We start from the raw sequence: 24,929 nt of genomic DNA, 5'->3' as shown, positions 1-24,929 counted from the left end.
GACATGACGAATCTTAATCTTGAGCAGTTAGCCGCCGATTTACGTCAGGCTGAGGAAAAAGGGGACGCTATCGCCCCGTTGCGTGAACTGATCGGCGTGGATAACGCCGAAGCGGCCTACGCCATTCAGCGTATCAATGTGCAGTATGACGTGGCGCGCGGGCGTCGCGTCGTCGGGCGCAAAGTGGGGCTGACGCACCCGAAAGTGCAACAGCAGCTGGGCGTCGATCAGCCGGACTTCGGCACGCTGTTCGCCGACATGTGCTACGGCGACAACGACACCATTGCGTTTGCCCGCGTGCTACAACCGCGTATTGAAGCGGAGATTGCGCTGGTGCTGAACCGCGATCTGCCCAATGCCGATACCACCTTTGACGAGCTGTACAACGCCATCGAGTGGGTGCTACCCGCGCTGGAAGTGGTCGGCAGCCGTATTCGCGACTGGTCGATCAAGTTTGTTGATACCGTGGCGGATAACGCCTCCTGTGGCGTGTATGTGGTCGGCGGCCCGGCACAACGTCCGGCAGGATTAGATCTGAAAAACTGTGCGATGAAAATGACGCGCAATAACGAAGAGGTTTCCAGCGGGCGCGGTAGCGAATGTCTGGGACATCCGATCAACGCCGCCGTGTGGCTGGCGCGCAAAATGGCCAGCCTCGGCGAGCCGCTGCGTGCCGGGGACATTATTCTCACCGGGGCGTTAGGCCCGATGGTGGCGGTGAATGCGGGCGATCGTTTCGAAGCCCATATCGACGGTATTGGTTCAGTTGCCGCCACCTTTTCAGCGGCGGTTACAAAAGGAAGTCAGTCATGAGTAAGCGTAAAGTCGCCATTATCGGCTCTGGCAACATCGGCACCGATTTGATGATTAAAATTCTGCGTCACGGCGTACGTCTGGAGATGGCGGTGATGGTGGGGATTGATCCGCAATCCGACGGTCTGGCACGCGCCCGGCGTATGGGCGTTGCCACCACCCATGAAGGGGTGACGGGGCTTCTTGCGATGCCAGAATTCGCCGACATCGACATCGTGTTTGATGCCACCAGTGCGGGCGCGCACGTGAAAAATGACGCCGTGCTGCGCGCCGTAAAACCGGGGATCCGTCTGATCGACCTGACGCCCGCAGCGATCGGCCCGTACTGCGTCCCGGTGGTGAATCTGGAGACCAACGTTAACCAGCAGAACGTCAATATGGTGACCTGCGGCGGACAGGCGACCATCCCGATGGTGGCGGCGGTTTCTCGCGTGGCAAAAGTCCATTACGCCGAAATTATCGCCTCGATCGCCAGTAAATCTGCGGGACCGGGCACCCGCGCCAATATCGACGAGTTTACCGAAACCACCTCGAAGGCGATTGAAGTGGTGGGGGGCGCGGCCAAAGGCAAAGCCATTATCGTACTTAACCCGGCGGAGCCGCCGCTGATGATGCGCGACACGGTGTATGTGTTGAGCGAAGCGGCCTCTCAGCTTGAAGTTGAAGCGTCGATTAATGACATGGCGGCGGCGGTGCAGGCGTATGTGCCAGGCTATCGCCTGAAACAGCGCGTCCAGTTTGAAGTCATCCCGGAGGATAAACCGGTGAATCTGCCGGGTATTGGTCAGTTTTCCGGGCTGAAAACCGCGGTGTATCTGGAAGTGGAAGGTGCGGCGCACTATTTACCCGCCTATGCGGGCAACCTCGACATTATGACCTCCAGCGCGCTGGCGACCGCTGAGCAGATGGCGCAGTCACTCACCCGTCAGGCAGGAGAAGCAGCATGAACGGTAAAAAACTCTATATCTCTGACGTGACCCTGCGCGACGGCATGCATGCGATTCGTCACCAGTATTCGCTGGAAAACGTGCGCCAGATTGCCAAAGCGCTGGACGATGCGCGGGTTGATTCCATTGAGGTGGCCCACGGCGACGGTTTACAAGGTTCCAGCTTTAACTACGGCTTTGGCGCGCACAGCGATCTCGAGTGGATTGAAGCGGCAGCAGACGTGGTCAAACACGCAAAGATCGCCACGCTGTTGCTGCCGGGCATCGGCACTCTTCATGACCTGAAAAACGCGTATCAGGCTGGCGCGCGAGTGGTGCGCGTGGCGACCCACTGCACCGAAGCGGACGTGTCGGCCCAGCATATTCAGTACGCGCGTGAGCTTGGCATGGATACCGTCGGCTTTCTGATGATGAGCCATATGACCACGCCGGAGAATCTGGCGCAGCAGGCGAAGCTGATGGAAAACTACGGCGCGACGTGTATCTACGTGGTCGATTCTGGCGGGGCGATGAATATGAGCGATATTCGCGCCCGCTTCCGCGCCCTGAAAGCGGTGCTGAAGCCAGAGACAGAAACCGGAATGCATGCGCATCACAACCTGAGCCTCGGCGTGGCGAACTCGATTGCCGCGGTGGAAGAGGGCTGCGACCGTATCGACGCCAGCCTGGCGGGTATGGGCGCTGGCGCGGGCAACGCGCCGCTGGAAGTATTTATCGCCGCTGCGGATAAGCTCGGCTGGCAGCACGGCACCGATCTGTATGCGCTGATGGACGCCGCCGACGATCTGGTGCGTCCATTGCAGGACCGTCCGGTGCGGGTGGATCGCGAAACGCTGGCACTGGGCTATGCCGGGGTGTACTCCAGCTTCTTGCGTCACTGCGAAGTGGCGGCGGCGCGTTATGGCCTGAGCGCGGTCGATATTCTGGTTGAGCTGGGCAAACGCCGAATGGTGGGCGGCCAGGAAGATATGATCGTCGACGTGGCGCTGGATCTGCGCAATAGCAAATAAAAATGATTACGCGGCTGGCAACGTATCAGCCGCGACTCACCTGCATCGTGACCTCAGAGGTACATCTTATGACTACCCGTACCCCCACATCTTACCGCCTGACGTTAACCGTCGGGCTTTGCTTTTTAGTTGCCCTGATGGAAGGGCTGGATCTACAGGCCGCCGGGATCGCTGCCGTCGGTATCGCCCAGGCGTTTGCGCTGGATAAAATGCAGATGGGCTGGATCTTCAGTGCGGGCATTCTCGGGCTGCTGCCCGGCGCGCTGGTGGGCGGCATGCTGGCCGATCGCTATGGCCGCAAGCGTATTCTTATTGCCTCCGTGGCGCTGTTCGGCCTGTTCTCGCTGGCGACGGCGATTTCCTGGGATTTCTCGTCGCTGGTGTTTGCCCGTCTGATGACCGGCGTCGGGTTGGGCGCGGCGTTGCCGAATCTGATCGCGCTGACCTCCGAAGCGGCGGGCCCGCGTTTTCGCGGTACGGCGGTGAGCCTGATGTACTGTGGCGTGCCGATTGGCGCGGCGTTAGCGGCGGCGCTCGGGTTTAGCGGTCTGGCCGCAGCCTGGCAAACGGTGTTCTGGGTTGGCGGAGTGATCCCGCTGCTGCTGGTGCCGTTGTTGATGCGCTGGCTGCCAGAATCACAGGTTTATGCCCAGCAAACGCAGGTGGCCGCCGCGCCGTTGCGCGCCCTGTTCGCACCTGCTACCGCGACAGCCACGCTGCTGCTGTGGCTGTGCTATTTCTTCACCCTGCTGGTGGTGTATATGCTGATCAACTGGCTGCCGATGCTGCTGGTGGAGCAGGGCTTTCAGCCCTCGCAGGCGGCTGGCGTGATGTTTGCTCTGCAAATCGGTGCGGCCAGCGGCACGTTAATTCTCGGGGCGTTAATGGACAAACTGCGCCCGGTGGTCATGTCGCTTCTGATCTACACCGGGATGTTGGCTTCGCTGCTGGCGCTGGGGACGGTGTCGTCATTGAGCGGTATGCTGATGGCTGGATTTGTGGCGGGGATGTTTGCCACTGGAGGACAAAGCGTGCTGTATGCGCTGGCTCCGCTGTTTTACAGCACGCAGATCCGCGCGACAGGCGTGGGTACCGCCGTCGCCGTTGGGCGTCTGGGGGCGATGAGCGGCCCGCTGCTGGCAGGAAAAATGTTAGCGCTCGGCACTGGAACGGTAGGCGTGATGGCAGCTTCTGCGCCGGGCATTTTACTGGCAGGGCTGGCGGTATTTTTCCTGATGAGCCGTAAATCGCAGATGCCGATCCCGACCAGTGGCTCATAAGCAATCGTTCGGTTGTATGAGTGGGGAGATACGGTTCCCACTTCCGGGTGAACGCCAGTCGGCGATGACGTTGCCAGAGTTTATATAAAGCCTGGCAACGGAGGCGTTATGAGCTGGCGGCCCTTTTTATATTTGATAATTAACCCCCACCCGATATTAAGCGCCCGGCGCGGTCATCTGCGTCTGGTGCAGGGTTGACTTTGCATTGTGTTAACAAACGCGGTATAACAAACCTTCTTTGGATGTTTAGATGTCCATACGTTTGGAAGGTTATATGCAAACAACACAACAAAATGCGCCACTGAAGCGCACGATGAAAACGCGTCACCTGATTATGCTCTCCTTAGGCGGCGTGATTGGCACAGGGTTATTCTTCAATACCGGCTACATCATCTCCACTACCGGGGCCGCGGGAACGCTGCTGGCCTATCTGATTGGCGCGCTGGTGGTCTGGCTGGTTATGCAGTGTCTGGGCGAGCTGTCGGTCGCGATGCCGGAGACCGGGGCGTTTCACGTCTATGCCGCGCGCTATCTCGGCCCGGCGACGGGGTATACCGTGGCCTGGCTCTACTGGCTGACCTGGACCGTGGCGCTTGGTTCGAGTTTTACCGCTGCCGGATTCTGTATGCAGTACTGGTTTCCGTTGGTGCCAGTTTGGGTCTGGTGCGTGGTGTTCTGTGTGATTATTTTTGGCCTGAACGTTATCTCCACGCGCTTATTTGCCGAAGGGGAGTTCTGGTTCTCGCTGGTGAAAGTGGTCACTATCATCGCCTTTATTATCCTCGGCGGGGCGGCGATTTTTGGCTTTATCCCGATGCAGGATGGCTCGCCCGCGCCGGGGCTGAGTAATATCACGGCTGAAGGTTGGTTCCCGCATGGTGGCTTACCGATCCTGATGACTATGGTGGCGGTGAACTTTGCTTTTTCGGGAACTGAGCTTATCGGTATTGCCGCCGGTGAAACGGAAAATCCGCGCAAGGTGATCCCGGTGGCGATTCGTACCACCATCGCGCGACTGATTATTTTCTTTATCGGCACCGTGTTTGTGCTGGCGGCGCTGATCCCGATGCAGCAGGCGGGCGTGGAGAAAAGCCCGTTTGTGCTGGTATTTGAGAAGGTAGGTATTCCGTACGCCGCCGATATTTTTAACTTCGTGATCCTGACAGCCATTCTTTCTGCGGCGAACTCCGGGCTGTATGCCTCCGGGCGCATGCTCTGGTCGCTGTCGAATGAACGTACGCTGCCAGTCTGTTTTGCGCGAGTAACGAAAAACGGCGTGCCGCTGACGGCGCTGTCGGTCAGTATGCTCGGCGGCGTACTGGCGCTGTTTTCCAGCGTGGTGGCCCCGGACACGGTATTTGTCGCGCTGTCGGCAATCTCTGGGTTTGCGGTGGTGGCGGTGTGGCTGAGCATCTGCGCCTCGCACTTTGTTTTTCGCCGCCGTCATCTGCAACAGGGTAAGGCATTGAGTGCATTACATTATCGTGCGCCGTGGTATCCGCTGGTGCCGGTATTAGGATTTGTGTTGTGTCTGGTGGCCTGTGTGGGGCTGGCATTCGATCCAGCGCAGAGAATTGCGTTGTGGTGCGGGTTACCGTTTGTTGCGTTGTGCTATGGTGCATATTTCCTTACTCAACCCCGTAACGCAAAACAGGAGCCAGAACATGTCGCAGAATAATCCGTTACGCGCTCTCCTTGAGAAACAGGATGTCCTGTTACTGGATGGCGCGATGGCGACGGAGCTGGAAGCGCGAGGGTGTAACTTAGCCGACAGCCTGTGGTCAGCCAAAGTGCTGGTAGAAAACCCGGAGCTTATCCGCGAAGTGCATCTTGATTATTACCGGGCGGGGGCGCAATGCGCGATCACCGCCAGCTATCAGGCGACACCGGCGGGCTTTGCCGCGCGTGGCCTGGATGAAGCGCAGTCGAAAGCGCTGATTGGCAAAAGCGTGGAGCTGGCGCGTAAAGCGCGTGAAGCGTATTTGGCAGAGAACCCGCAAGCGGGCACGCTGCTGGTGGCGGGATCTGTCGGACCTTACGGCGCGTATCTGGCGGACGGCTCTGAATACCGTGGCGATTACCAGCGCAGCGCCGAGGCTTTCCAGGCGTTTCATCGCCCGCGCGTGGAAGCATTGCTGGATGCCGGGGCCGATCTGCTGGCCTGCGAAACCCTGCCTAATTTTGTCGAGATTGGCGCACTGGCTGCGCTGTTGACCGCGTACCCGCGTGCACGAGCCTGGTTCTCATTTACTCTGCGTGACAGCGAGCACCTGAGCGACGGTACGCCGCTGCGTGACGTGGTCGCGTTGCTGGCGGATTATCCGCAGGTGGTGGCGTTAGGCATTAACTGCATTGCGCTGGAAAACACCACCGCTGCGTTGCAGCATTTACACGGCTTAACGGCGCTGCCGCTGGTGGTGTATCCGAATTCGGGCGAGCAGTACGATGCCGCGAGCAAAACCTGGCATCATCACGGTGAGTCTTGTGCGCAACTGGCGGATTATCTGCCACAGTGGCAGGCCGCTGGCGCACGATTGATTGGCGGGTGCTGTCGCACCACGCCTGCGGATATTGCCGCGTTAAAAGTTCAGGCCCAGGCCCGATAAGACGTAAGCCGCCATCGGGCATTTTTGCCAGATGGCGATACGGTATGAACCGGAAACATGGGTAACACTTTATGCCGCATCCGCCAGCACAAACATGCCGTACGGATGGATTTCGAGATAATATTGCTCGCCGACGTCCGGCTGCAGACGCGTAGCGTTGACCTGCAATAAAATCTCCTGTCCGTGCCACTCCACCGTGACCTCATATTGGGGTCCCATATACGCGACGTGGCTGATCACGCAGCGTTGGCTCTCTTCGCCGCGGTCGCTGAGCGTGATCGCTTCCGGGCGCACGCCTACCATGCCCTCGCCTTGATCGCTAAAGTGCAGTGGGCGCGGCAGATGATAGCCGTAGATATCAACGTATCTGTCGCTGAAGGTGGCCGGGAACAGGTTGGCATCGCCCATAAAGCTCGCCATAAAGCGGGAGGCGGGCTGGCGATAGAGATCCTGCGGCGAGCCGATCTGCATGATGTGTCCCTTGTTCATCACCAGTACGGTATCGGAAACCGCAAAGGCTTCGCTCTGATCGTGGGTGACGTACAGCGAGGTGATATCAAACTGCTTTTGCAGCTCGCGGATTTTGTCGCGCATGCTGCGACGCAGGTTGGCGTCCAGGTTACTTAACGGTTCATCAAACAGCAGCACTTTCGGTTTGAGGATCAACGCACGGGCCAGCGCCACGCGCTGCTGCTGACCGCCGGAGATCTGATCGACAAAGCGGTCTTCAAATCCTTCCAGATCCACCATCGCCAGCGCCTCTTTGACGCGGGTTTTCACCTCCGCGCGCGACACGCCGAGCATCTTCAGGCCATAACCGACGTTCTCCCCTAACGACATGTGCGGGAACAGGGCATATGACTGAAACACCATACAGATATCGCGCTGCTGAATAGAACGATGGGTAACGTCTTCTCCATCAATGAAAATTTGTCCTTCGCTCGGTTTTTCCAGCCCGGCAACCAGACGCAAGATGGTGGTTTTACCGCAGCCGGACGGGCCGAGCAGCGTTACCATTTGCCCCTGCGGAATGGTGAGATTGATATTGTCGATAACCGTGTTGCTGCCAAATCGTTTAGTGACGTTGCGCAGTTCAACGAAATTTTTCTGAGTCATAGTGCGCTCCATTACGCCTGGTTTTTGGCTTTTGAACGGGAGGTACGTGATTCACCGATCAGCCAGTCAAAGATGAAAATAATCGCCAGCATCACCACGATCAAAATGGAACCGTAGGCAATCGCCACGCCGTATTCGCCGTCTTCTACGCGGTTCAGGATGTAGGCCGTGGCCACGCGGGTATCCGGCGTGACGAGGAACACAATGGCGCTGACGGTGGTAATGGCGCGCACAAAGCTGTAGATCAGCGCTGAGAGGATCGCCGGGCGCAGCAGCGGCAACAGGATATGCGTAATGGTGCGCAGGGAACCGGCACGCAGACTGAGCGAGGCTTCATCCAGCGATTTATCGATTTGGCCTAAGCCCGCAATGCCCGCCCGGATACCGACCGGGACGTTACGCATCACCATTGAGATAATCACGATGGCGGCGGTGCCGGTGAGGTATACCGGGGCGCTGTTAAAGGCCAGAATGTACGATACGCCCGCTACGGTGCCCGGAACGGCAAAGCACAGCATAGTGGTGAACTCGATGGTCTTTTTGCCTTTAAACTGCTGACGCACCACAACCCATGCGATCAGCAGGCCAAAGATAGCGGTGATCGGCGCGGCAATCCCGGCGTAGAGCAGGGTGTCGAGCAGTGAAGGCCACGCGCCGTCGCTCATTCCCTGACCGAACAGTTTGGTAAAGTTCGCCAGTGTCAGGGTGTAGTCCACGCCCCAGTTTACGGTGAAACTGCCGTAGAAAATGCTGCCGTAGAGCAGGGCGTTAAAGGCAATCCACACCGCCAGCAGCGCGACCACGCTCCATACCAGCGTTACCGGCAGCGGCTGCACGTCGCCCCGATAGGATTTACCAGAAACGGTGACGTACGAGCGTTTACCAATCCACATGTACTGCACGCAGAACACCAGCAGCGAGAACAGCAACAGGAAGGCACCCAGCGTACTGGCGGCCTGGTAGTCGAGCTGGGAACCGGTGATATAGAAGTAGATTTGCGTTGCCAGCACGTCGAAGTTACCGCCAAGCACCAGCGGGTTACTGAAGTCGGCCAGCGACTGCACCACCACAATTAAAAAGGCGTTTGCCAGTGCCGGTTTTAGCAGCGGGACAAACACGCCGTTAAAGGTTTGCCAGCGGCTGGCGCGCAGGGTGTATGACGCCTCCTCCAGCGACGGATGAATGGTTTTGATCGCCCCGTCGAGGATCATAAACGCCATCGGAGTGAAGGCCAGCACCTGCGCCAGCCAGATGCCGGTAAAACCGTACAGCCAGTTGGTGTTGGTCAAACCAAACCATTCGACCATAAATTCGGTGATGTAACCGGAGCGTCCCATCATCAGCGTTACGCCTAAACCCACAACAAACGGCGGGGTGACGATCGGCAGAATCGAGAAAATACGTCCGATAATGGCGCTGCGTTTCGCGATACGGGTGGTGTAGATAGCCAGCACCAGGCCAAAGAAGGTACAGCCGACGCCGACGGCAATCGACAGCATAATCGAGTTGAGGATCACCTGAATGATATGCGCCTGCGACAGCACATTCATAAACGCCAGCGGAGCAAATTCCCCGGCGTCGTTGGTGAACATCGGAATGAAAATAGCGATACTTGGCCAGACGATAAAAATACCGATCAGCGCGACAATCGCGGTGAGCGAGCCGATGACGAAACGGTCGCCACCCAGCCATTCCAGACGGGTGAGCGCCAGGGTCATGATCGCGCCAAGTGCCACAAACAGCACGATGGTGGCATAGCCTAAGCCGCGCCCCTCAAGAGTCGCGCTGGCGACGATAAACGCCATACAGAAAAACGCCCAGCCCGCGTCAAAATAATGGCGGCTGCGCTGTTCGCGTCTGGCTTCATGGAACGGGCGCACCAGCAGCAGGCTTGGCAGCAGATACCAGAGCCAACTGATATTGAACTGTGACCAGCCGTAGGCGGCGAGAATTTCTTCGCGCGTCGACTCCAGCAGACCGTAGTCCAGGCTCCAGCTCGGCAGCAGGGCAAACGCCAGCCAGCCGAGTAAAATCCAAAGAAATATCGCATCCCGTTTTTTCACGGGATGGAGTGCAAGTGTGTGTGACATAGCGGTTCCGGTATTTCAGGCCGGATATGGCGTTAAGGCCTTATCCGGCAAATGAACGCAAATCTGGGGTTATTTACCCATCTTCACTTCGCTGACCCACTTATTGATCAGGGCTTTACGCACGTCGGTCGAGCCGTACTTATCCATGTCGTAATTGATAAGCTTCAGGTCGTCGAGCTTCAGCGAGTTAGGGGACGTCTCGGCGGTGGTGTTGGTCAGGATCTGATAGGATTTACCTTTCTTCCACGCCAGCTCCTGCGCGTCTTTCGACAGTACCCAGTCAACGAACAGTTTGGCGTTATCGAGGTTGCGCGCGCCTTTCAGGATGCTGACACCGCCGATTTCATAACCGGTACCTTCGCACGGTGAGACAAGTTCCAGCGGTGCGCCCTGTTCTTTTTCCAGCGAGTAGTCGTGCAAAAAACCGATGCCGATAGCCGTTTCGCCACGGGCGGCGTTACGCGCCGGGGCAATGCCGGATTTGGTGTACTGGGAGACGTTGGCGTTGAGCTGTTTCAGGTAGTCAAAGGCCTGATCTTCCCCCCACAGTTGGGCAAAGGTCGCCAGTGCGGTATAGGCGGTACCGGAGCTTTGCGGATCAGCAATCTGGATTTCGCCTTTGTATTCCGGTTTGGTCAGATCCTTCCAGCATTTTGGCACCGGTAGGTTTTTCTCTTTCAGGCGCTGGGTATTGACGCCAAAGCCCAGAATACCGACATAAACCGCCGAGGAGAGGTTGCCTTTCACTTTTGCCGGATCGCGGAACTTCTCCATGATTTGTTCGAGGTTTGGTGATTTATACGGCTGCAGCAGCCCCATTTCACCGGCCTGAGACTGTGGATCCAGCGTACCGCCGTACCAGACATCCGCCTGCGGGTTTTTCTTCTCGGCATCCACTTTCGCCAGCGTACTGCCTGAGCCGTTGCGAATGAATGAAGTCTTCACATCATATTTTTCACCGAAGGCTTTGGTTTCGGTTTCGCACATTTCGTTGGTGGCGCTGCAATATACCACCAGACGACCCTGCGCCTGAGCAGCACTGCTGAAGGCTGCCAGCGTCAGAGCGGAGGCAATTAGGGTAGAGGTAAGCGTCAGTTTCATTGTTTTATCCTTTGACTGAGAGAAGGGGGAATGCCCGCAATGAGCAATGGCATCAGCAATAAACCCATAAAGACAGCGGCAACCGAGAGCAAACTGAACATTCCCGACCAGCCGTAGTGTTCTATGACCAGCGACAGCGGCCAACCCGCCAGCGCGGCCCCCAGATAGGCGAACAGCCCGAGAAAACCAGTAATTGAACCTGCCGCCGCTTTATGTCCGCATTCCACGGCCGCGAGGCCAATTAGCATCTGTGGGCCAAACACAAAAAAGCCCACGGTAAAGAAACACACTGCCAGTAGCGCGTAGTGGTGCACCGGTGCCAGCCACAGCGCGGCGACGGAGACCATCAGCCCCAGTGTGAACAGCAAAATCATTGGCGCACGCTGACCGCTGAACAGCAGATCCGATCCCCATCCGGCAAACAGCGCCCCCAGCAAGCCGCCGACTTCAAACAGCATTACCGTGGCATTGGCGCTGAGCAGGTTCACACCGTGGCTTTCCGTCAGCCAGATGTTGCCCCAGTCGTTCAGCGCAATGCGGATCAGATAGACCAACACATATGACACGCCGAGTAGCCAGATCATTGGGTTCTTCAGCATGGTGGTGCGCAACATTTGCCACAGTCCCATCGGCGGGCTTTGCTGCTCCTGACGCAACTCCAGCGGGTCTTGCCGCCATTCCCCAACCGTGGGTAAGCCTTCTTCCCGGGGCGTGCCTTTCAGTTGCAGGGTGAGCCAGACGCCTAACGCCATGCTGATTATTCCTGGAGTCAGCATGGCTGCCTGCCAACCCCACCAGTGGGCGGCAAAGGCGCTAATCAGCGGGATGATGGCCCCACCGATGTTGATCGACATATTCCAGCAGCCCCACCAGAAGCCGCGTTCGTTGCGCGAGTACCAGTGAGTCAGTAGTCGGGCGCAGGGCGGCCAACCCCAGCCCTGAAAAAATCCGTTCATCGTCCAGACCACCAGGAGCAGCGTCAGCGATTCACCAAAGGCGAACAGCACGTTTAAAACGCCGGTGGCAAACAGGCCAATGCCCATAAACGCGCGCTGTCCGTGGCTGTCGTGCCATAGCCCGGCGGTGAATTTCGACAGGCCATAGGTCAGATAAAACAGCGATCCCAGCAGGCCGATATCGCCTTTATCCAGACCCAGATCCGTTTGCAGCGCCGGGAGGACGTAGTTAACGCTTTTGCGCGTCAGATAAAACGCGGCGTACCCAATCACCATACACATCAGCAGCCGGGGGCGTAGCGCCCGGTACTGTTGGTCTGTTTCGCGTGATGCACGTGCATGCATGGCAGCCTCCGTTTGTGCTGACTATAGGAAAGTGAAAGCAAAATGGGATGAGATAAAGTCCGCAGTGACTAAGACTTTTTCCTGGTTAACGGCTGATTTGTTGCAAATTTGTGGGCAGGTTAACAATTACCCGCGTGCCGTTGTTCGATTCGAGCGTCAGTTCGCCGCCAAGGGCGCTGACCCGCTCACGCATCCCCTGGATACCGAACCCGGGGATTTTCTCCGCGAGAATACCTACGCCGTTGTCAGCGACGTGCAGAAACACGCGGTGTTCCTGCTGGCGCAGCGTAATCGATACTTCGCTGGCATCGGCATGTTTACAGACGTTATTGAGCAACTCCTGCAGCAGGCGATACAGTGTGAAACGCACCGTTTCATTTTCTGGCGTATTTTCAAGCTGATAGTCAAACCAACAGCGAATGCCGCGTTCGGCAAAGGCAAATTCATTCACCAGATGATGCAGTGCATCTTTAAAGGCCAGTTCATCGAGCGCGGGCGGTCGCAGCTGGCGCAACAGTTGGCGGGTGGAGTGGTGAATGCGCCGGGCAAGGTCGTTGATCTGATTTGCCGCTTCAAGCGTTTGCTCGCGACCCGGCGCGCGCTTGACCAGTTGCGACTGAATTTGAATGGCGGTGATGTTCTGACCAATTTCGTCGTGTAGTTCCCGCGCCAGGCTTTTGCGCGTATTTTCCTCGGTGCGGATCAGTTGTTCGGTCAGCGCGCGTCGCGCTGCCAGTTCGGCTTCCAGACGCTGGCGATAATGGTGCAGGTTTTGCGCCAGATGCTGCTGGCGGCTGATAGCGATCCCGAGCCCTATGCCCAGCAGCGCCTGGGTGGCGAGGAAAATCTCTAGCTCCAGTAAATTGCTGAACCCGACGCCGATTTGCCGGGCGATGGTGATCATCATACTGCCGAGCAGTCCGGACAACACGCCGCCCTGCCAGCCAAATTTCCACGCCATCACCACGTTCGGTAAGAACACCACGATTAGCAGCAGGCGCTCGATCTCCGGTGACAGCACCATCTGGGTACCTATGCCGATAATGAAAAACAGACTACACCAGATGATAAGCGAGGTACGCAGGGGGGGATTGGTGGTATCCAGTCCGAGCAAATGATAGCGGTGCTGCTGGCGCAGAAATTCATAGATCAGATAGACAAACGGCGTCAGCAGCACGCCGCCGGTAAACGACGCCAGGCCAATTAACGTTGCCGGGCTTTGGATAAACGGTGAAAGCAGGAGGGTATTGAGCAATGACGTGATCGTCACCGCGGCCAGCAGCAACGTTAAGCGCTGCCAGTAAAGGGGGAATCGGTGCCAGTATGACTGGCCGATACTCGCCGGGATCAGGCTAATCAACGGCGCAACCAGCAGGATATAGCCATTCACTAATTGCTCGCTGTGCAGCCAGAACAGCATCAGCACCGGCGGCAGTACCAGCGCGGGCCAGTAACGGCGAGAAAGCAGGATTAGCAGGGCGAGATAGACGCCGTGCGGCAGGAATAGCGCTGCCTGCTGGCCGTTGTGGGTCAGGTAAAACCCCAGCGTCCACAGCATCAGCCAGCCCGATCCCCAGGCCAGCAGAATAAACAGAGAAATAACCCAATGACGAAGGCTGCGTGACATTAATGCCCCGTCAGCAACTGGTGGTCGAGTGCAAAATGCACCAGATCGATGGTGCTGTGGCATTGCAGTTTGCCCAGCACGTTCGCACGATGAACGTGCACCGTTTTATGGCTGAGGTCGAGCTTGAAGGCGATCTCTTTTACGCTGTCGCCTTTGACCAGCAGATCAAACACTTCGCGCTCGCGCGGGGTCAATACCTCCAGTACCTGCGCGGGCTGTTCGCCGCCGCGTAGCGCCCGCAGCGCGTCGGCGCACAGGTAATGCCCGCCCATACCAACCGATCGTACCGCCTGCACCAGTTCCTCTGGCCCGCAGCGTTTGGTCAGATAACCGCTGGCACCGGCATCCAGTGCGCTTTGCACAAACGTGGGTGAGTCATAGATGCTGAGAATAATGGCGCGAAAACCGGGCTTTTGCGCCCGCAGTCGTTTTAACAGGCTCAGGCCATTTTCATCCGGCATGGCGATATCCATCACCGCAACGTTGACGTCATCATGCAGTAATGCTGGCCACGCCTGTGCCGCGCTGCTGTACTGGCCAGCAACGTTGAGATCGTCTTCGAGACTGAGTAATTGCGCAAAGCCGGAACGCACCACCACATGGTCATCCACCAGCACAACATGAATCATGATCTTGCTCTCTTGCCTGACAATGGCATCTATGATGCCTGCCAGCGCCGCGCTGGCAATCCCCGTGGCGCGGATATGTAACGAATGTAACAAAATCGCAATAATTTGCCGGCCTGCAATCAAATGCATTTCCGGGCTAAGCATTGCCGCTTTTTTTCTAAAAACAGATCGCTATTAGCCAGAATTTTTAATTCCTTTATCAAATTGTGCCGCAACGAAATACTGCCCCCATAACAAGACAGGGGAGCAGACAATCATGGCTATTTCATCGCGTAACGCACTACTTGCCACACTGGCATTCATCGCATTTCAGGCACAGGCGGTGAACGTCACCGTTGCTTATCAGACCTCCGCTGAACCCGCCAAAGTGGCGCAGGCGGATAACACCTTTGCTAAAGAGAGCGGGGCTACCGTTGACTGGCGCAAATTCGACAGCGGTGCGAGCATCGTCCGTGCGCTGGCATCCGGTGATGTGCAGATCGGTAATCTTGGCTCCAGCCCGCTGGCGGTCGCTGCCAGCCAGCAGGTGCCTATTGAGGTTTTCCTGCTGGCGTCAAAACTCGGCAATTCTGAAGCGCTGGTGGTGAAGAAAAACATCAGTAAACCGCAAGATTTGATTGGTAAGCGCATTGCCGTGCCGTTTATTTCCACTACCCATTACAGCCTGCTGGCGGCGTTGAAACACTGGGGTATCAAAGCAGGGCAGGTGGAGATTGTGAACCTGCAGCCACCCGCGATTATTGCCGCCTGGCAGCGCGGAGATATTGATGGTGCTTATGTCTGGGCGCCTGCGGTAAACGCGCTGGAAAAAGATGGCAAGGTATTAACCGACTCATCGCAGGTTGGCGAGTGGGGCGCACCGACGCTGGACGTGTGGGTGGTGCGCAAAGATTTTGCCGAGAAGCATCCTGACGTGGTGAAAGCCTTTGCCAAAAGCGCCATCGACGCCCAGCAGCCTTATATCGCTAATCCCGATGAATGGCTGAAACAGCCGGAGAATATCAGCAAACTGTCGCGTTTGAGTGGTGTACCGGAGGCGGATGTGCCGGGCCTGGTGAAAGGTAACACCTATTTGACGGCACAACAGCAAACCGCTGAGCTAACCGGCCCGGTGAATAAAGCGATTATCGACACCGCGCAGTTCCTCAAAGAGCAGGGCAAAGTCCCCGCCGTCGCGACGGATTACAGCCAGTATGTGACCGATCGCTTCGTGCAATAAATAAGGAGGCGCTGATGCTGCAAATCTCTCATCTTGCCGCCAGCTACGGTGGAAAACCGGTGCTGGAAGATATCAACCTGACGCTCGATAGTGGCGAACTGCTGGTGGTACTCGGACCTTCTGGTTGCGGAAAAACCACGCTGTTAAATCTGATTGCCGGGTTTGTGCCGTATCAGCATGGCAGCATTATGCTGGCGGGCAACAAGGTTGAAGGTCCAGGCGCAGAGCGCGGGGTTGTGTTCCAGAACGATGGCCTGCTGCCCTGGCGCAACGTGCAGGACAACGTGGCCTTCGGGCTGCAACTGGCGGGGATGGAGAAGCCCCAACGTCAACGAATCGCGCGGGAGATGTTGCAGAAAGTTGGGTTGGAGGATGCGGGAAAACGTTTTATCTGGCAGCTCTCTGGTGGTCAGCGTCAGCGCGTCGGCATTGCGAGGGCGTTGGCTGCCAACCCGCAGCTGTTGTTGCTGGATGAACCCTTTGGCGCGCTCGACGCCTTTACCCGCGAGCAGATGCAAACCCTGCTGCTGAAGTTGTGGCATGAGACTGGCAAACAGGTGCTGTTGATTACCCACGATATTGAAGAAGCCGTTTTTTTGGCAACGGAGCTGGTATTGCTGTCGCCAGGCCCTGGCCGGGTACTGGAGCGTCTGCCGCTGAATTTCGCTCGTCGCTTTGTGGCCGGAGAGCCGAGCCGCAGCATTAAGTCCGACCCGCAGTTTATCGCCATGCGCGAGTATGTGTTAGGTCGTGTCTTTGAACAACGGGAGGCATTCTCATGAGCGTGGTGATTAATGATAAACCCCGCCGCCAGCGCGCGCTGAGCTGGCGCTGGCCGTTCTCGCGGCAGATTACCTTAAGCTTCAGTACGCTGGTCGTCATTCTGGCGGTGTGGTGGACGGTGGCGGCGCTGCAGTTAATCAGTCCGCTGTTTTTACCCCCGCCGGGCCAGGTTTTGCAAAAACTGATGGTTATTGCCGGGCCGCAGGGGTTTATGGATGCCACGCTGTGGCAGCATCTGGCGGCGAGCCTGACGCGTATTGTTATCGCGCTGCTGGCGGCGGTACTGCTCGGCGTTCCGGTTGGGATCGCTATGGGGCTGAGTCCGACGATGCGCGGCATTCTCGATCCGATCATTGAACTGTATCGTCCGGTTCCGCCATTGGCCTATTTGCCGCTGATGGTGATCTGGTTTGGCATTGGTGAGACCTCCAAGATCCTGCTGATCTATCTGGCGATTTTCGCCCCTGTAGCGATGTCGGCGCTGGCGGGGGTTAAAAGCGCGCAGCAGGTGAGAGTGCGTGCCGCACAGTCGCTGGGAGCCAGCCGTACGCAGGTGCTGTGGTTTGTTATTTTGCCGGGGGCATTGCCGGAGATACTCACAGGGTTGCGTATCGGGCTTGGCGTGGGCTGGTCGACGTTGGTGGCAGCAGAGCTGATTGCCGCCACGCGAGGTTTAGGATTTATGGTGCAGTCAGCCGGTGAGTTTCTGGCAACGGATGTGGTGCTGGCGGGGATCGCGGTGATTGCCGTTATCGCGTTTATTTTAGAACTGGGTCTGCGCGCGCTTCAGCGCCGCCTGACGCCCTGGCATGGAGAAGTACAATGAGTGAACGTCTGAGCATTACCCCGCTGGGGCCGAACATTGGCGCACAAATCACCGGTGCGGATTTGACGCGCCCGCTGAGCGATAATCAGTTTGAACAGCTTTATCACGCCGTACTGCGCCATCAGGTGGTGTTTCTACGTGAGCAGGTGATTACGCCGCAACAACAGCGGGCGCTGGCGCTGCGTTTTGGCGATCTGCATATTCACCCTGTCTATCCGCATGCCGAAGGGGTTGAAGAGATTATCGTGCTGGATACTCATAACGATAATCCCCCGGATAACGACAACTGGCACACCGATGTGACCTTTATCGACACGCCGCCAGCGGGCGCGATTCTGGCGGCAAAAGAGCTGCCATCGACAGGGGGAGACACCCTGTGGACCAGCGGGATTGCCGCTTATGACGCATTATCTGAGCCGTTTCGCCAGTTGCTGAGCGGCCTGCAGGCAGAGCATGATTTTCGTAAATCCTTCCAGGAATATAAATACCGCCAGACGCCAGAGGAGCATCAGCGCTGGCTGGAGGCGGTGGCAAAGCATCCGCCCCTGCTGCATCCGGTGGTGCGCACGCATCCAGTGAGCGGGAAGCAGGCGCTGTTCGTGAATGAAGGATTTACCACGCGAATTGTCGATGTGACGGAAAAAGAGAGCGAGGCGTTACTGCGCTTTTTGTTCGCGCATATCACTAAACCGGAGTTCCAGGTGCGCTGGCGTTGGCAGCCCAACGATGTGGCGATTTGGGATAATCGCGTGACGCAGCATTATGCGAATGCGGATTATCTGCCCCAGCGGCGCATTATGCACCGGGCGACAATTTTGGGAGACAAGCCGTTTTTTCGGGCGGGATGATTATCGGAGACGCTTCATTTACCGGGCCTACGACCTGTAGGTCCGGTAAAGCGAAGCCGTCATTAGGCAACAAAGTGATTAGCGCAGGATTTTTTTCTCAGCCAGATCCAGTGCGAAGTAGCTGAAGATCAGATCCGCGCCAGCGCGTTTGATCGAGCCTAAGCTTTCCAGCACCACTTTCTCTTCATCAATTGCACCCGCGAGGGCTGCAAACTTGATCATCGCGTATTCACCGCTGACCTGATAAGCGCCAATCGGCAGCTCGGTGCGCTCGCGGATATCGCGCAGAATATCGAGGTATGCGCCAGCCGGTTTGACCATCAGGCAGTCTGCGCCCTGGGCTTCATCCAGCAGCGATTCGCGGATCGCTTCCCGACGGTTCATCGGGTTCATCTGATAGGTTTTACGATCGCCCTTCAGCGCGGTACCTGCGGCTTCACGGAATGGGCCATAGAAAGAAGAGGCAAATTTGGTGGAGTAGGACATGATCGCGGTATCGGTAAAGCCCGCGGCATCCAGCGCCTGGCGAATCGCCTGCACCTGGCCGTCCATTGCGGCGGAAGGGGCGATGAAATCTGCGCCCGCAGCGGCGGCAACGACCGCCTGTTTGCCGAGATTGGCAAGGGTTAAATCGTTATCAACGCCGTGCTCGCATAATACGCCGCAGTGACCGTGCGAGGTGTATTCACAGAAGCAGGTGTCGGACATGACGATCATCTCCGGTACGGTCTGCTTACAGATACGCGACATGCGCGCCACCAGACCGTCTTCTTTCCAGGCATCGCTGCCGGTGTCATCGGTGTGATGAGAAATGCCGAAGGTCATGACCGAGCGGATGCCTGCATTAGCAATGCGTTCAATTTCGCGCGCCAGATGCTTCTCTGGAATGCGCATCACGCCGGGCATGGCCTCGATAGCTTTGTAATCGTCGAGTTCTTCTTCAACAAAGATCGGCAACACCAGGTCATTTAAGCTGAGTGTTGTCTCTTCAAACATAGCGCGCAGCGCAGGTGATTTGCGCAGGCGGCGAGGGCGTTGGATTAGGTCTGTCATGGTATGCCTGATGTTTGTGGAATCGAAGGCCGTAGTATACCCGAACCTGAGGGTGGGTGGTTTACGAAAGTTGGCGTTATATCTGGATTTTCCATGGTGGAAGGCTGAATCATTAGAGCAATTTATTCACATTTATGGCAAATTATTCATATTCATTATTTTGTTTGTTTCTATTTTATTATTTTAAATATCGATGCGTTTATTTTTATAGATCTTGAAATAATTCCATTTCATTTATTGTTTATTTGTTTAGGTGAGTGGTGAGTTATTTATTAATTATATGCTTCAGAAATGTCTTGTGAGATATTTCATTGAAAGAATGAGTTTTTTTGTCTTTTGTGTCAGAGGCGGGGGTATTCGTAGTGTTGTCCGGTTTCGGACGACAAGCAAAGAATAATTGAACCTTTCCTTTGTGAAACCGCATAATCGTCCCCGCGAAACATAAAATGTTTTCTTTGCATTGATAATTGATGGATCAACTATATTACGTCCCTGAGGAGGGATGACAAATGCACACTTGGAAAAAGAAACTTGTAGTCTCACAATTAGCATTAGCCTGTACTTTGGCAATCACTTCTCAGGCGAATGCTTCTACTGATATTTCTGGGACGACGTACACAACGTTCACCCATTATAATGACGCATCACATGTTGATGACGTTTACTTCGATGGCTATGTCGGTTGGAACAATTACGGCACTGATAGTATTTATAACGGTGATATTTATCCGGTAATCAATAACGCTACTGTCAACGGCGTTATTTCTACTTATTATCTGGATGATGGACTGTCAACCAACGGCAATTATAACAGCCTGACGATTAAAAACAGTACCATTCACGGTATGGTGACATCCGAATGTATGACCACGGATTGTACTAACCGTACGGGTACCGACTATTACTACGATCGTCTGGCGATGAACGTCATCAATTCTACTATCGATGACAACTACGAACATTATACCTACAACGGTACCTATAATGACGTGGCTGATACGCACGTTGTCGACGTTTATAACTTGGGTACGGCTATCACTCTGGATCAAGAAGTTGATCTGTCTATCACCAACAACTCTCACGTTGCGGGTATTACCCTGACTCAAGGTTATGAGTGGGAAGATATTGACGATAATACCGTCATCACCGGCGTAAACAGCGGCGAAGTGTTTAACAACACTATCGCTGTTACCGACTCTACCCTGACCTCCGGTTCCTGGTCTGATGAAGGAAGATCCGGCTGGTTTGGTAACACCAGCAATGCGAGCGACTACAACGGTAACGGTTGGAACGCGAATGATATCGCATTGGCGGTTATTGCTCATCCCGATGCAGATAACGCGATGCAGACCACCGCCACGTTTGATAACGCTACGCTGATGGGCGATGTGCTGTTCTCCAGCAACTTTGATGAGAACTTCTTCCCGAACGGTGCTGATACTTACCGTGATACTGATGCCGATCTGGATACCAACGGCTGGGATGGTACTGACCGTCTGGATCTGACCCTGAACCACGGCAGCAAGTGGGTTGGTGCGGCAATGTCCGTCCATCAGGTTGACGTTGATGGTGATGGCGTTTACGAAAGCTATGCTGAGGGCACTGAAGCCACCGCTACGCTGATTGATATCGCTGCCAACAGCCTGTGGCCTTCTTCAACCTACGGTATCGATAGCGACACAACCTCTTATGACGAAAATGGTCATGTGGTTGGCAATACCGTTTATCAGAGCGGTCTGTTCAACGTGACGCTGAACGGCGCTTCCCAGTGGGATACCACCAAAACTTCTCTGATTGACACTCTGAGCATCAACAGCGGTTCCGTTGTCAACGTGGGTGATTCTGCGCTGGTTTCTGACTCCATCTCTCTGACCGGTGCTTCCGCACTGAACATCAATGAAGATGGTCGTGTTGCGACTAATACGCTGTCTATTGACAACAGTACCGTAACGATTGCTGATGATGTCTCTGCAGGCTGGAATGTGCTTAATGCCGCGCTGTATGCCAATACCATTAACGTCACCAACAACGGCGTTCTGGATGTGGGCAACAGCACCGGAAACGCGCTGCAGGTTGATACCCTGAATCTGACCAGCTACACCGACGCTTACAACCATGTTAATGCGGGTGTTTTCGACATCAACAGCGCTAACTATGTGTTGAATGCTGACCTGACCAACGATCGTACCAACGATACGCGCCAGGCTAACTACGGTTATGGCGTGATCGCGATGAACTCTGATGGTCATCTGACTATCAACGGTAACGGCGATTCCGACACCTCAGGCGATCAGTCTGAAGTTGATAACTACGGTGATCACGTAGCAGCGGCAACCGGTAACTATAAAGTTCGCATCGATAACGCCACTGGCGCAGGTTCTGTTGCTGATTACAACGGTAACGAGCTGATCTACGTTAACGACACGAACAGCACCGCAACCTTCTCTGCAGCCAACAAAGCAGACCTGGGTGCTTACACCTATCAGGCTCAGCAGCAGGGTAACACCGTTGTTCTGCAGCAGATGGAGCTGACCGACTACGCGAACATGGCGCTGAGCATTCCGTCTGCCAACACCAATATCTGGAACCTGGAACAAGACACCGTTGGTACTCGTCTGACTAACGCGCGTCATGGCCTGGTAGATAACGGTGGTGCATGGGTGAGCTACTTCGGCGGCAGCTTCGATGCGGATAACGGCAACATTAACTATGATCAGGATGTTAACGGCATCATGGTCGGTGTTGATTCCAAAATCGATGGTAACAACGCTAAGTGGATTGTCGGTGCTGCGGCAGGCTTCGCGAAAGGTGACATGAGTGATCGTACCGGTCAGGTAGATCAGGATAGCCAGACTGCCTATATCTACTCTTCTGCTCGTTTTGCGAACAACATCTTTGTTGACAGTAACTTAAGCTACTCCCACTTCAACAACGATCTGTCTGCCAGCATGAGCAACGGTCAGTATGTTGATGGCAGCACCTCTTCTGATGCCTGGGGCTTTGGCTTGAAACTGGGTTATGACCTGAAGCTGGGTGACGCAGGTTACGTAACCCCTTACGGTAGCGTATCCGGTCTGTTCCAGTCTGGTGATGACTATAAGCTGAGCAACGACATGAAAGTTGACGGTCAGTCTTATGACAGCATGCGTTATGAACTTGGTGTAGATGCGGGTTATACCTTCGCCTACAGCGATGACCAGGCGCTGACCCCGTACTTCAAACTGGCCTACGTTTACGACGACTCTAACAACGATTCTGATGTAAACGGTGATTCTATCGACAACGGCGTAGAAGGTTCTGCGGTACGCGTTGGGCTGGGTACTCAGTTCAGCTTCACCAAGAACTTCAGCGCGTACACCGATGCTAATTACCTCGGTGGCGGTGATGTCGATCAAGACTGGTCTGCAAACGTTGGTGTTAAATATACCTGGTAACAACTTTCTCGCAGAGAAATAAAAGGTAATTTAATTTAGAATAATGCCCGTCACGGATTTGACGGGCATTTATTGCAAGGAATGCGCACATGCTATCTTCAAATAAACCTCTTCTTGAGTTTGGTAAGCTTGATAAATGTTTAGCGAAATATGGTAAACACTTTGAGTGTGAGAACGATAAAGAAATAATTTATTCCGGTGATATTAATAGTGATGATACTTTCGTTATTTTAAGTGGTGTTGTTTCCTTGCGTAGAGGGGAAAGCGTGCTGGTCGGGATTGCACAGGCACCTTTTATTATGGGCCTTTCTGATGGCGTGATGAAAACAGATGTACAATACAAATTAATAACCGAAAGTAATTGTACAGGATACCACCTGCCTGCTTCGCAAACGATAAATATAATTGAACAATGCCAGCTTTGGCGTGAAGCCTTTTGCTGGTTAGCATGGCAAAATTCCATGTTTGAGTTGCGCGATCTGCAACTGATCGGCAATAACTCCTACGATCAGATCCGCGCGACGCTGATATCCATGATGAAATGGGACGACGTACTGCGTTCGCGTATCGGCGTCATGAACTATATTCACCAACGCACGCGAATTTCACGCTCAGTTGTCGCTGAGGTTCTCGCGGCATTGCGTAAAGGTGGTTACATTGAAATGAATAAAGGCAAACTGGTGAGCATTAACCGTTTGCCTTTTGAGTATTAAGTCAGGATGCAGGAATAACCTGCGGTTTGTTCCCGCTCAGCTCAGCAACCAGATCGTTGATACCGTCGCTCATATTGGTAAAGCGGGTTAGCGGAGAGCGGGTCACCACGATAAATGCCCCGACGTTTTGCTGCGGGATCATCGCCATATAGGTAATGAAGCCGCCGCCGCCACCGGTTTTTTGAATAATTCCCGGTCGCCCATTCTTCGGCGCCATATAGACCCAGCCCAAACCCAGCGCATCGGCTCTACCCGGAACATCCATCCCTATCACTTTGGTTAACTGCGTACGCTGATAAATCAGCGTCTGCATACGGTCGGCCTGCTGCCTACGATGGTAAAAATCAGATGAGAGATACTGCTGCATCCAGCGCATCATATCGCCGGGCGTTGAATAAACACCGCCGCTGCCCATTGCCGCCAGGGTATTGTTGCAAGGACTGGCGCCTTTTTCCGCGACCATCAGGCGTCTGCATTGATCGGGGGATGGGGTAAAGGTGGTGTCTTTCATCCCCAGCGGACGGGTAATTTTTTCTTCAAACAGCTGTGGATAAGGCTTTCCGGATGCGGTTCCTAGCGCATCAGCCAGCAGGTCAAACGCCAGGTTGGAATAAGAAGCCTGCGAGCCCGGTGCGGCTTTAAGCGTGGCGGTTGAGAGATAACTCCAGCGCTGTTCACGGGTTGGCCAGACAAATACCGGGCGTTTCGCCGCGCCGCCAGGCTGTTCGCGCGGTAGCGCGCTGGTATGCGTCGCCAGATTCACCAGCGTAATCGGCGTGCCCTGATAAGTTGGCACGCGCGCGCCAGGCGGCGCATATTTGCTCAATGGATCGTTGAGTTTAACCGTACCCTGATCGAGTAATTTCACCAGCATTTCGCTGGTCATTAATTTAGTAATAGAGGCAATTCGAATAACGGAATCCAGCTGCGGATGAACGTTATTGCCAGGGCGTGTTTCGCCGAAGCTGCGAAATACGCGCTGGTTACCATCAATCACCACGAGCGCCATCCCCGTAGCACCGCTGCCGTAAAATATATGGTCGGCATAACGATCGACGATATCAGAGGCGAAGACCGGATCGGTTATAGGCTGTGCCGCCTGGACAGATGTCAATGACGCCGCACACAGCGCGGCAGAAAAAAGCAGACTACGTTTCAACGGTGGTGTCCATGAGTTAGAGAAAGTGAAAAAGGATGTCGTGCGTATGCGTATTTATACTACTCATCGGCGTATTGCAAAGCGCTTATCAGCCAATGATAGTGTGAAAAACGTAACGATGAGTAAACGCAAGCGTTTCCCGGATTACGGATGTTCGCTTTTGTGATCTCACGCTGTGATAATCTGCACTTGCTGGAACGTTGTCGAGTGTGAAAATCACAGAAACAATTCTTCATACCCGGGTGCGAACTAAGTGCCGCGGTTTTGGTCACACTTGTCGGTTTCAGCTTGTGTTTTTGGGCGTAAGCCGTCTGGCCACCGCACTCCACGGTGGCAAATACACAGCAGTCGTCATAACGATAAGAAGTTAGCAG

Annotated in this window: 20 protein-coding genes; 12 read left to right on the top strand and 8 right to left on the bottom strand. The window is 55.2% G+C overall.

Annotated elements, in window-relative coordinates; translation table 11 throughout:
• The first annotated feature begins 3 nt into the window (after positions 1 to 3).
• The 6 genes from mhpD to mmuM all read left to right on the top strand — a co-directional run bounded on the left by mhpD (position 4) and on the right by mmuM (position 6,656).
• Entirely contained in the window at positions 4 to 813 is an 810-nt protein-coding gene (gene mhpD, locus HV037_RS18655; RefSeq protein ID WP_016151974.1) for a 2-keto-4-pentenoate hydratase, read from the top strand.
• The gene (gene mhpF / locus HV037_RS18650; protein WP_103283522.1) at positions 810 to 1,760 is read left to right on the top strand and encodes an acetaldehyde dehydrogenase; all 951 of its coding nucleotides are present in this window, start codon (positions 810 to 812) and stop codon (positions 1,758 to 1,760) included. Before mhpD ends, mhpF begins: the two co-directional genes overlap by 4 nt.
• Positions 1,757 to 2,770, top strand: coding sequence for a 4-hydroxy-2-oxovalerate aldolase (gene mhpE, locus HV037_RS18645; protein WP_016151976.1), 1,014 nt, complete (start codon positions 1,757 to 1,759; stop codon positions 2,768 to 2,770). The genes mhpF and mhpE overlap by 4 nt, the downstream gene beginning before the upstream one ends.
• A 68-nt stretch (positions 2,771 to 2,838) precedes the next feature.
• Complete coding sequence (gene mhpT / locus HV037_RS18640; RefSeq protein WP_016155816.1) at positions 2,839 to 4,050, top strand: 3-(3-hydroxy-phenyl)propionate transporter MhpT; 1,212 nt, start codon at positions 2,839 to 2,841, stop codon at positions 4,048 to 4,050.
• Between the two features lie 274 nt (positions 4,051 to 4,324).
• Positions 4,325 to 5,728, top strand: a complete 1,404-nt coding sequence (gene mmuP / locus HV037_RS18635; RefSeq protein WP_103284446.1) for an S-methylmethionine permease — start codon at positions 4,325 to 4,327, stop codon at positions 5,726 to 5,728.
• Positions 5,715 to 6,656, top strand: a complete 942-nt coding sequence (mmuM, locus tag HV037_RS18630; protein WP_047497862.1) for a homocysteine S-methyltransferase — start codon at positions 5,715 to 5,717, stop codon at positions 6,654 to 6,656. The genes mmuP and mmuM overlap by 14 nt, the downstream gene beginning before the upstream one ends.
• Before the next feature lie 69 nt (positions 6,657 to 6,725).
• On the opposite strand, the gene fbpC is transcribed toward mmuM, so the two are convergent.
• The 6 genes from fbpC to HV037_RS18600 all read right to left on the bottom strand — a co-directional run bounded on the left by fbpC (position 6,726) and on the right by HV037_RS18600 (position 14,520).
• The gene (fbpC, locus tag HV037_RS18625; RefSeq protein ID WP_049270222.1) at positions 6,726 to 7,772 is read right to left on the bottom strand and encodes a ferric ABC transporter ATP-binding protein; all 1,047 of its coding nucleotides are present in this window, start codon (positions 7,770 to 7,772) and stop codon (positions 6,726 to 6,728) included.
• A gap of 11 nt (positions 7,773 to 7,783) precedes the next feature.
• Positions 7,784 to 9,862 (bottom strand): iron ABC transporter permease, encoded by a 2,079-nt coding sequence (locus HV037_RS18620; RefSeq protein ID WP_047357661.1) that lies wholly within the window; start codon positions 9,860 to 9,862, stop codon positions 7,784 to 7,786.
• 69 nt (positions 9,863 to 9,931) lie between these two features.
• A complete protein-coding gene (locus HV037_RS18615) occupies positions 9,932 to 10,963 on the bottom strand; it encodes an ABC transporter substrate-binding protein (RefSeq protein WP_016151983.1) in 1,032 nt (343 codons plus the stop codon).
• The gene (gene uhpC, locus HV037_RS18610; RefSeq protein WP_103283523.1) at positions 10,960 to 12,264 is read right to left on the bottom strand and encodes an MFS transporter family glucose-6-phosphate receptor UhpC; all 1,305 of its coding nucleotides are present in this window, start codon (positions 12,262 to 12,264) and stop codon (positions 10,960 to 10,962) included. The genes HV037_RS18615 and uhpC overlap by 4 nt, the downstream gene beginning before the upstream one ends.
• Before the next feature lie 85 nt (positions 12,265 to 12,349).
• Complete coding sequence (locus HV037_RS18605; RefSeq protein ID WP_046275611.1) at positions 12,350 to 13,891, bottom strand: MASE1 domain-containing protein; 1,542 nt, start codon at positions 13,889 to 13,891, stop codon at positions 12,350 to 12,352.
• Positions 13,891 to 14,520: a response regulator transcription factor gene (locus HV037_RS18600; RefSeq protein WP_029139427.1), complete on the bottom strand. Its 630-nt coding sequence runs from the start codon at positions 14,518 to 14,520 to the stop codon at positions 13,891 to 13,893. The genes HV037_RS18605 and HV037_RS18600 overlap by 1 nt, the downstream gene beginning before the upstream one ends.
• Positions 14,521 to 14,776: 256 nt before the next feature.
• Here HV037_RS18600 and tauA point away from each other — a divergent pair, with 256 nt between their 5' ends.
• From tauA to tauD, 4 genes are read left to right on the top strand one after another with little or no spacing between them, the layout of a single operon-like run.
• On the top strand, positions 14,777 to 15,739 hold the full coding sequence (gene tauA, locus HV037_RS18595) for a taurine ABC transporter substrate-binding protein (protein ID WP_103283524.1): 963 nt from the start codon (positions 14,777 to 14,779) through the stop codon (positions 15,737 to 15,739).
• A 14-nt stretch (positions 15,740 to 15,753) separates the two neighbouring features.
• Positions 15,754 to 16,521, top strand: coding sequence for a taurine ABC transporter ATP-binding subunit (gene tauB / locus HV037_RS18590; protein WP_103283525.1), 768 nt, complete (start codon positions 15,754 to 15,756; stop codon positions 16,519 to 16,521).
• Entirely contained in the window at positions 16,518 to 17,348 is an 831-nt protein-coding gene (gene tauC, locus HV037_RS18585; protein ID WP_103283526.1) for a taurine ABC transporter permease TauC, read from the top strand. Before tauB ends, tauC begins: the two co-directional genes overlap by 4 nt.
• A complete protein-coding gene (tauD, locus tag HV037_RS18580; protein WP_049270213.1) occupies positions 17,345 to 18,196 on the top strand; it encodes a taurine dioxygenase in 852 nt (283 codons plus the stop codon). The genes tauC and tauD overlap by 4 nt, the downstream gene beginning before the upstream one ends.
• A gap of 78 nt (positions 18,197 to 18,274) precedes the next feature.
• Here tauD and hemB read toward each other — a convergent pair whose 3' ends face one another.
• Positions 18,275 to 19,249, bottom strand: coding sequence for a porphobilinogen synthase (gene hemB, locus HV037_RS18575; RefSeq protein ID WP_016151991.1), 975 nt, complete (start codon positions 19,247 to 19,249; stop codon positions 18,275 to 18,277).
• A gap of 509 nt (positions 19,250 to 19,758) precedes the next feature.
• Between hemB and ehaB the strand changes: the two genes are divergently transcribed.
• A complete protein-coding gene (ehaB, locus tag HV037_RS18570) occupies positions 19,759 to 22,683 on the top strand; it encodes an autotransporter adhesin EhaB (RefSeq protein WP_049282015.1) in 2,925 nt (974 codons plus the stop codon).
• A gap of 89 nt (positions 22,684 to 22,772) precedes the next feature.
• Positions 22,773 to 23,396: a hydrogen peroxide resistance inhibitor IprA gene (gene iprA / locus HV037_RS18565; RefSeq protein WP_103283528.1), complete on the top strand. Its 624-nt coding sequence runs from the start codon at positions 22,773 to 22,775 to the stop codon at positions 23,394 to 23,396.
• 1 nt (position 23,397) lies between these two features.
• Here the strand turns inward: iprA and ampH are convergent, their stop codons facing one another.
• On the bottom strand, positions 23,398 to 24,555 hold the full coding sequence (gene ampH / locus HV037_RS18560) for a D-alanyl-D-alanine-carboxypeptidase/endopeptidase AmpH (RefSeq protein ID WP_103283529.1): 1,158 nt from the start codon (positions 24,553 to 24,555) through the stop codon (positions 23,398 to 23,400).
• Positions 24,556 to 24,929 lie beyond the last annotated feature (374 nt).

Source organism: Citrobacter sp. RHBSTW-00017 (assembly GCF_013797615.1).
Classification (GTDB): domain Bacteria; phylum Pseudomonadota; class Gammaproteobacteria; order Enterobacterales; family Enterobacteriaceae; genus Citrobacter; species Citrobacter braakii.
Note: the sequence above shows the minus strand (reverse complement) of the source record. Positions and strands in the feature narration are given on the sequence as shown.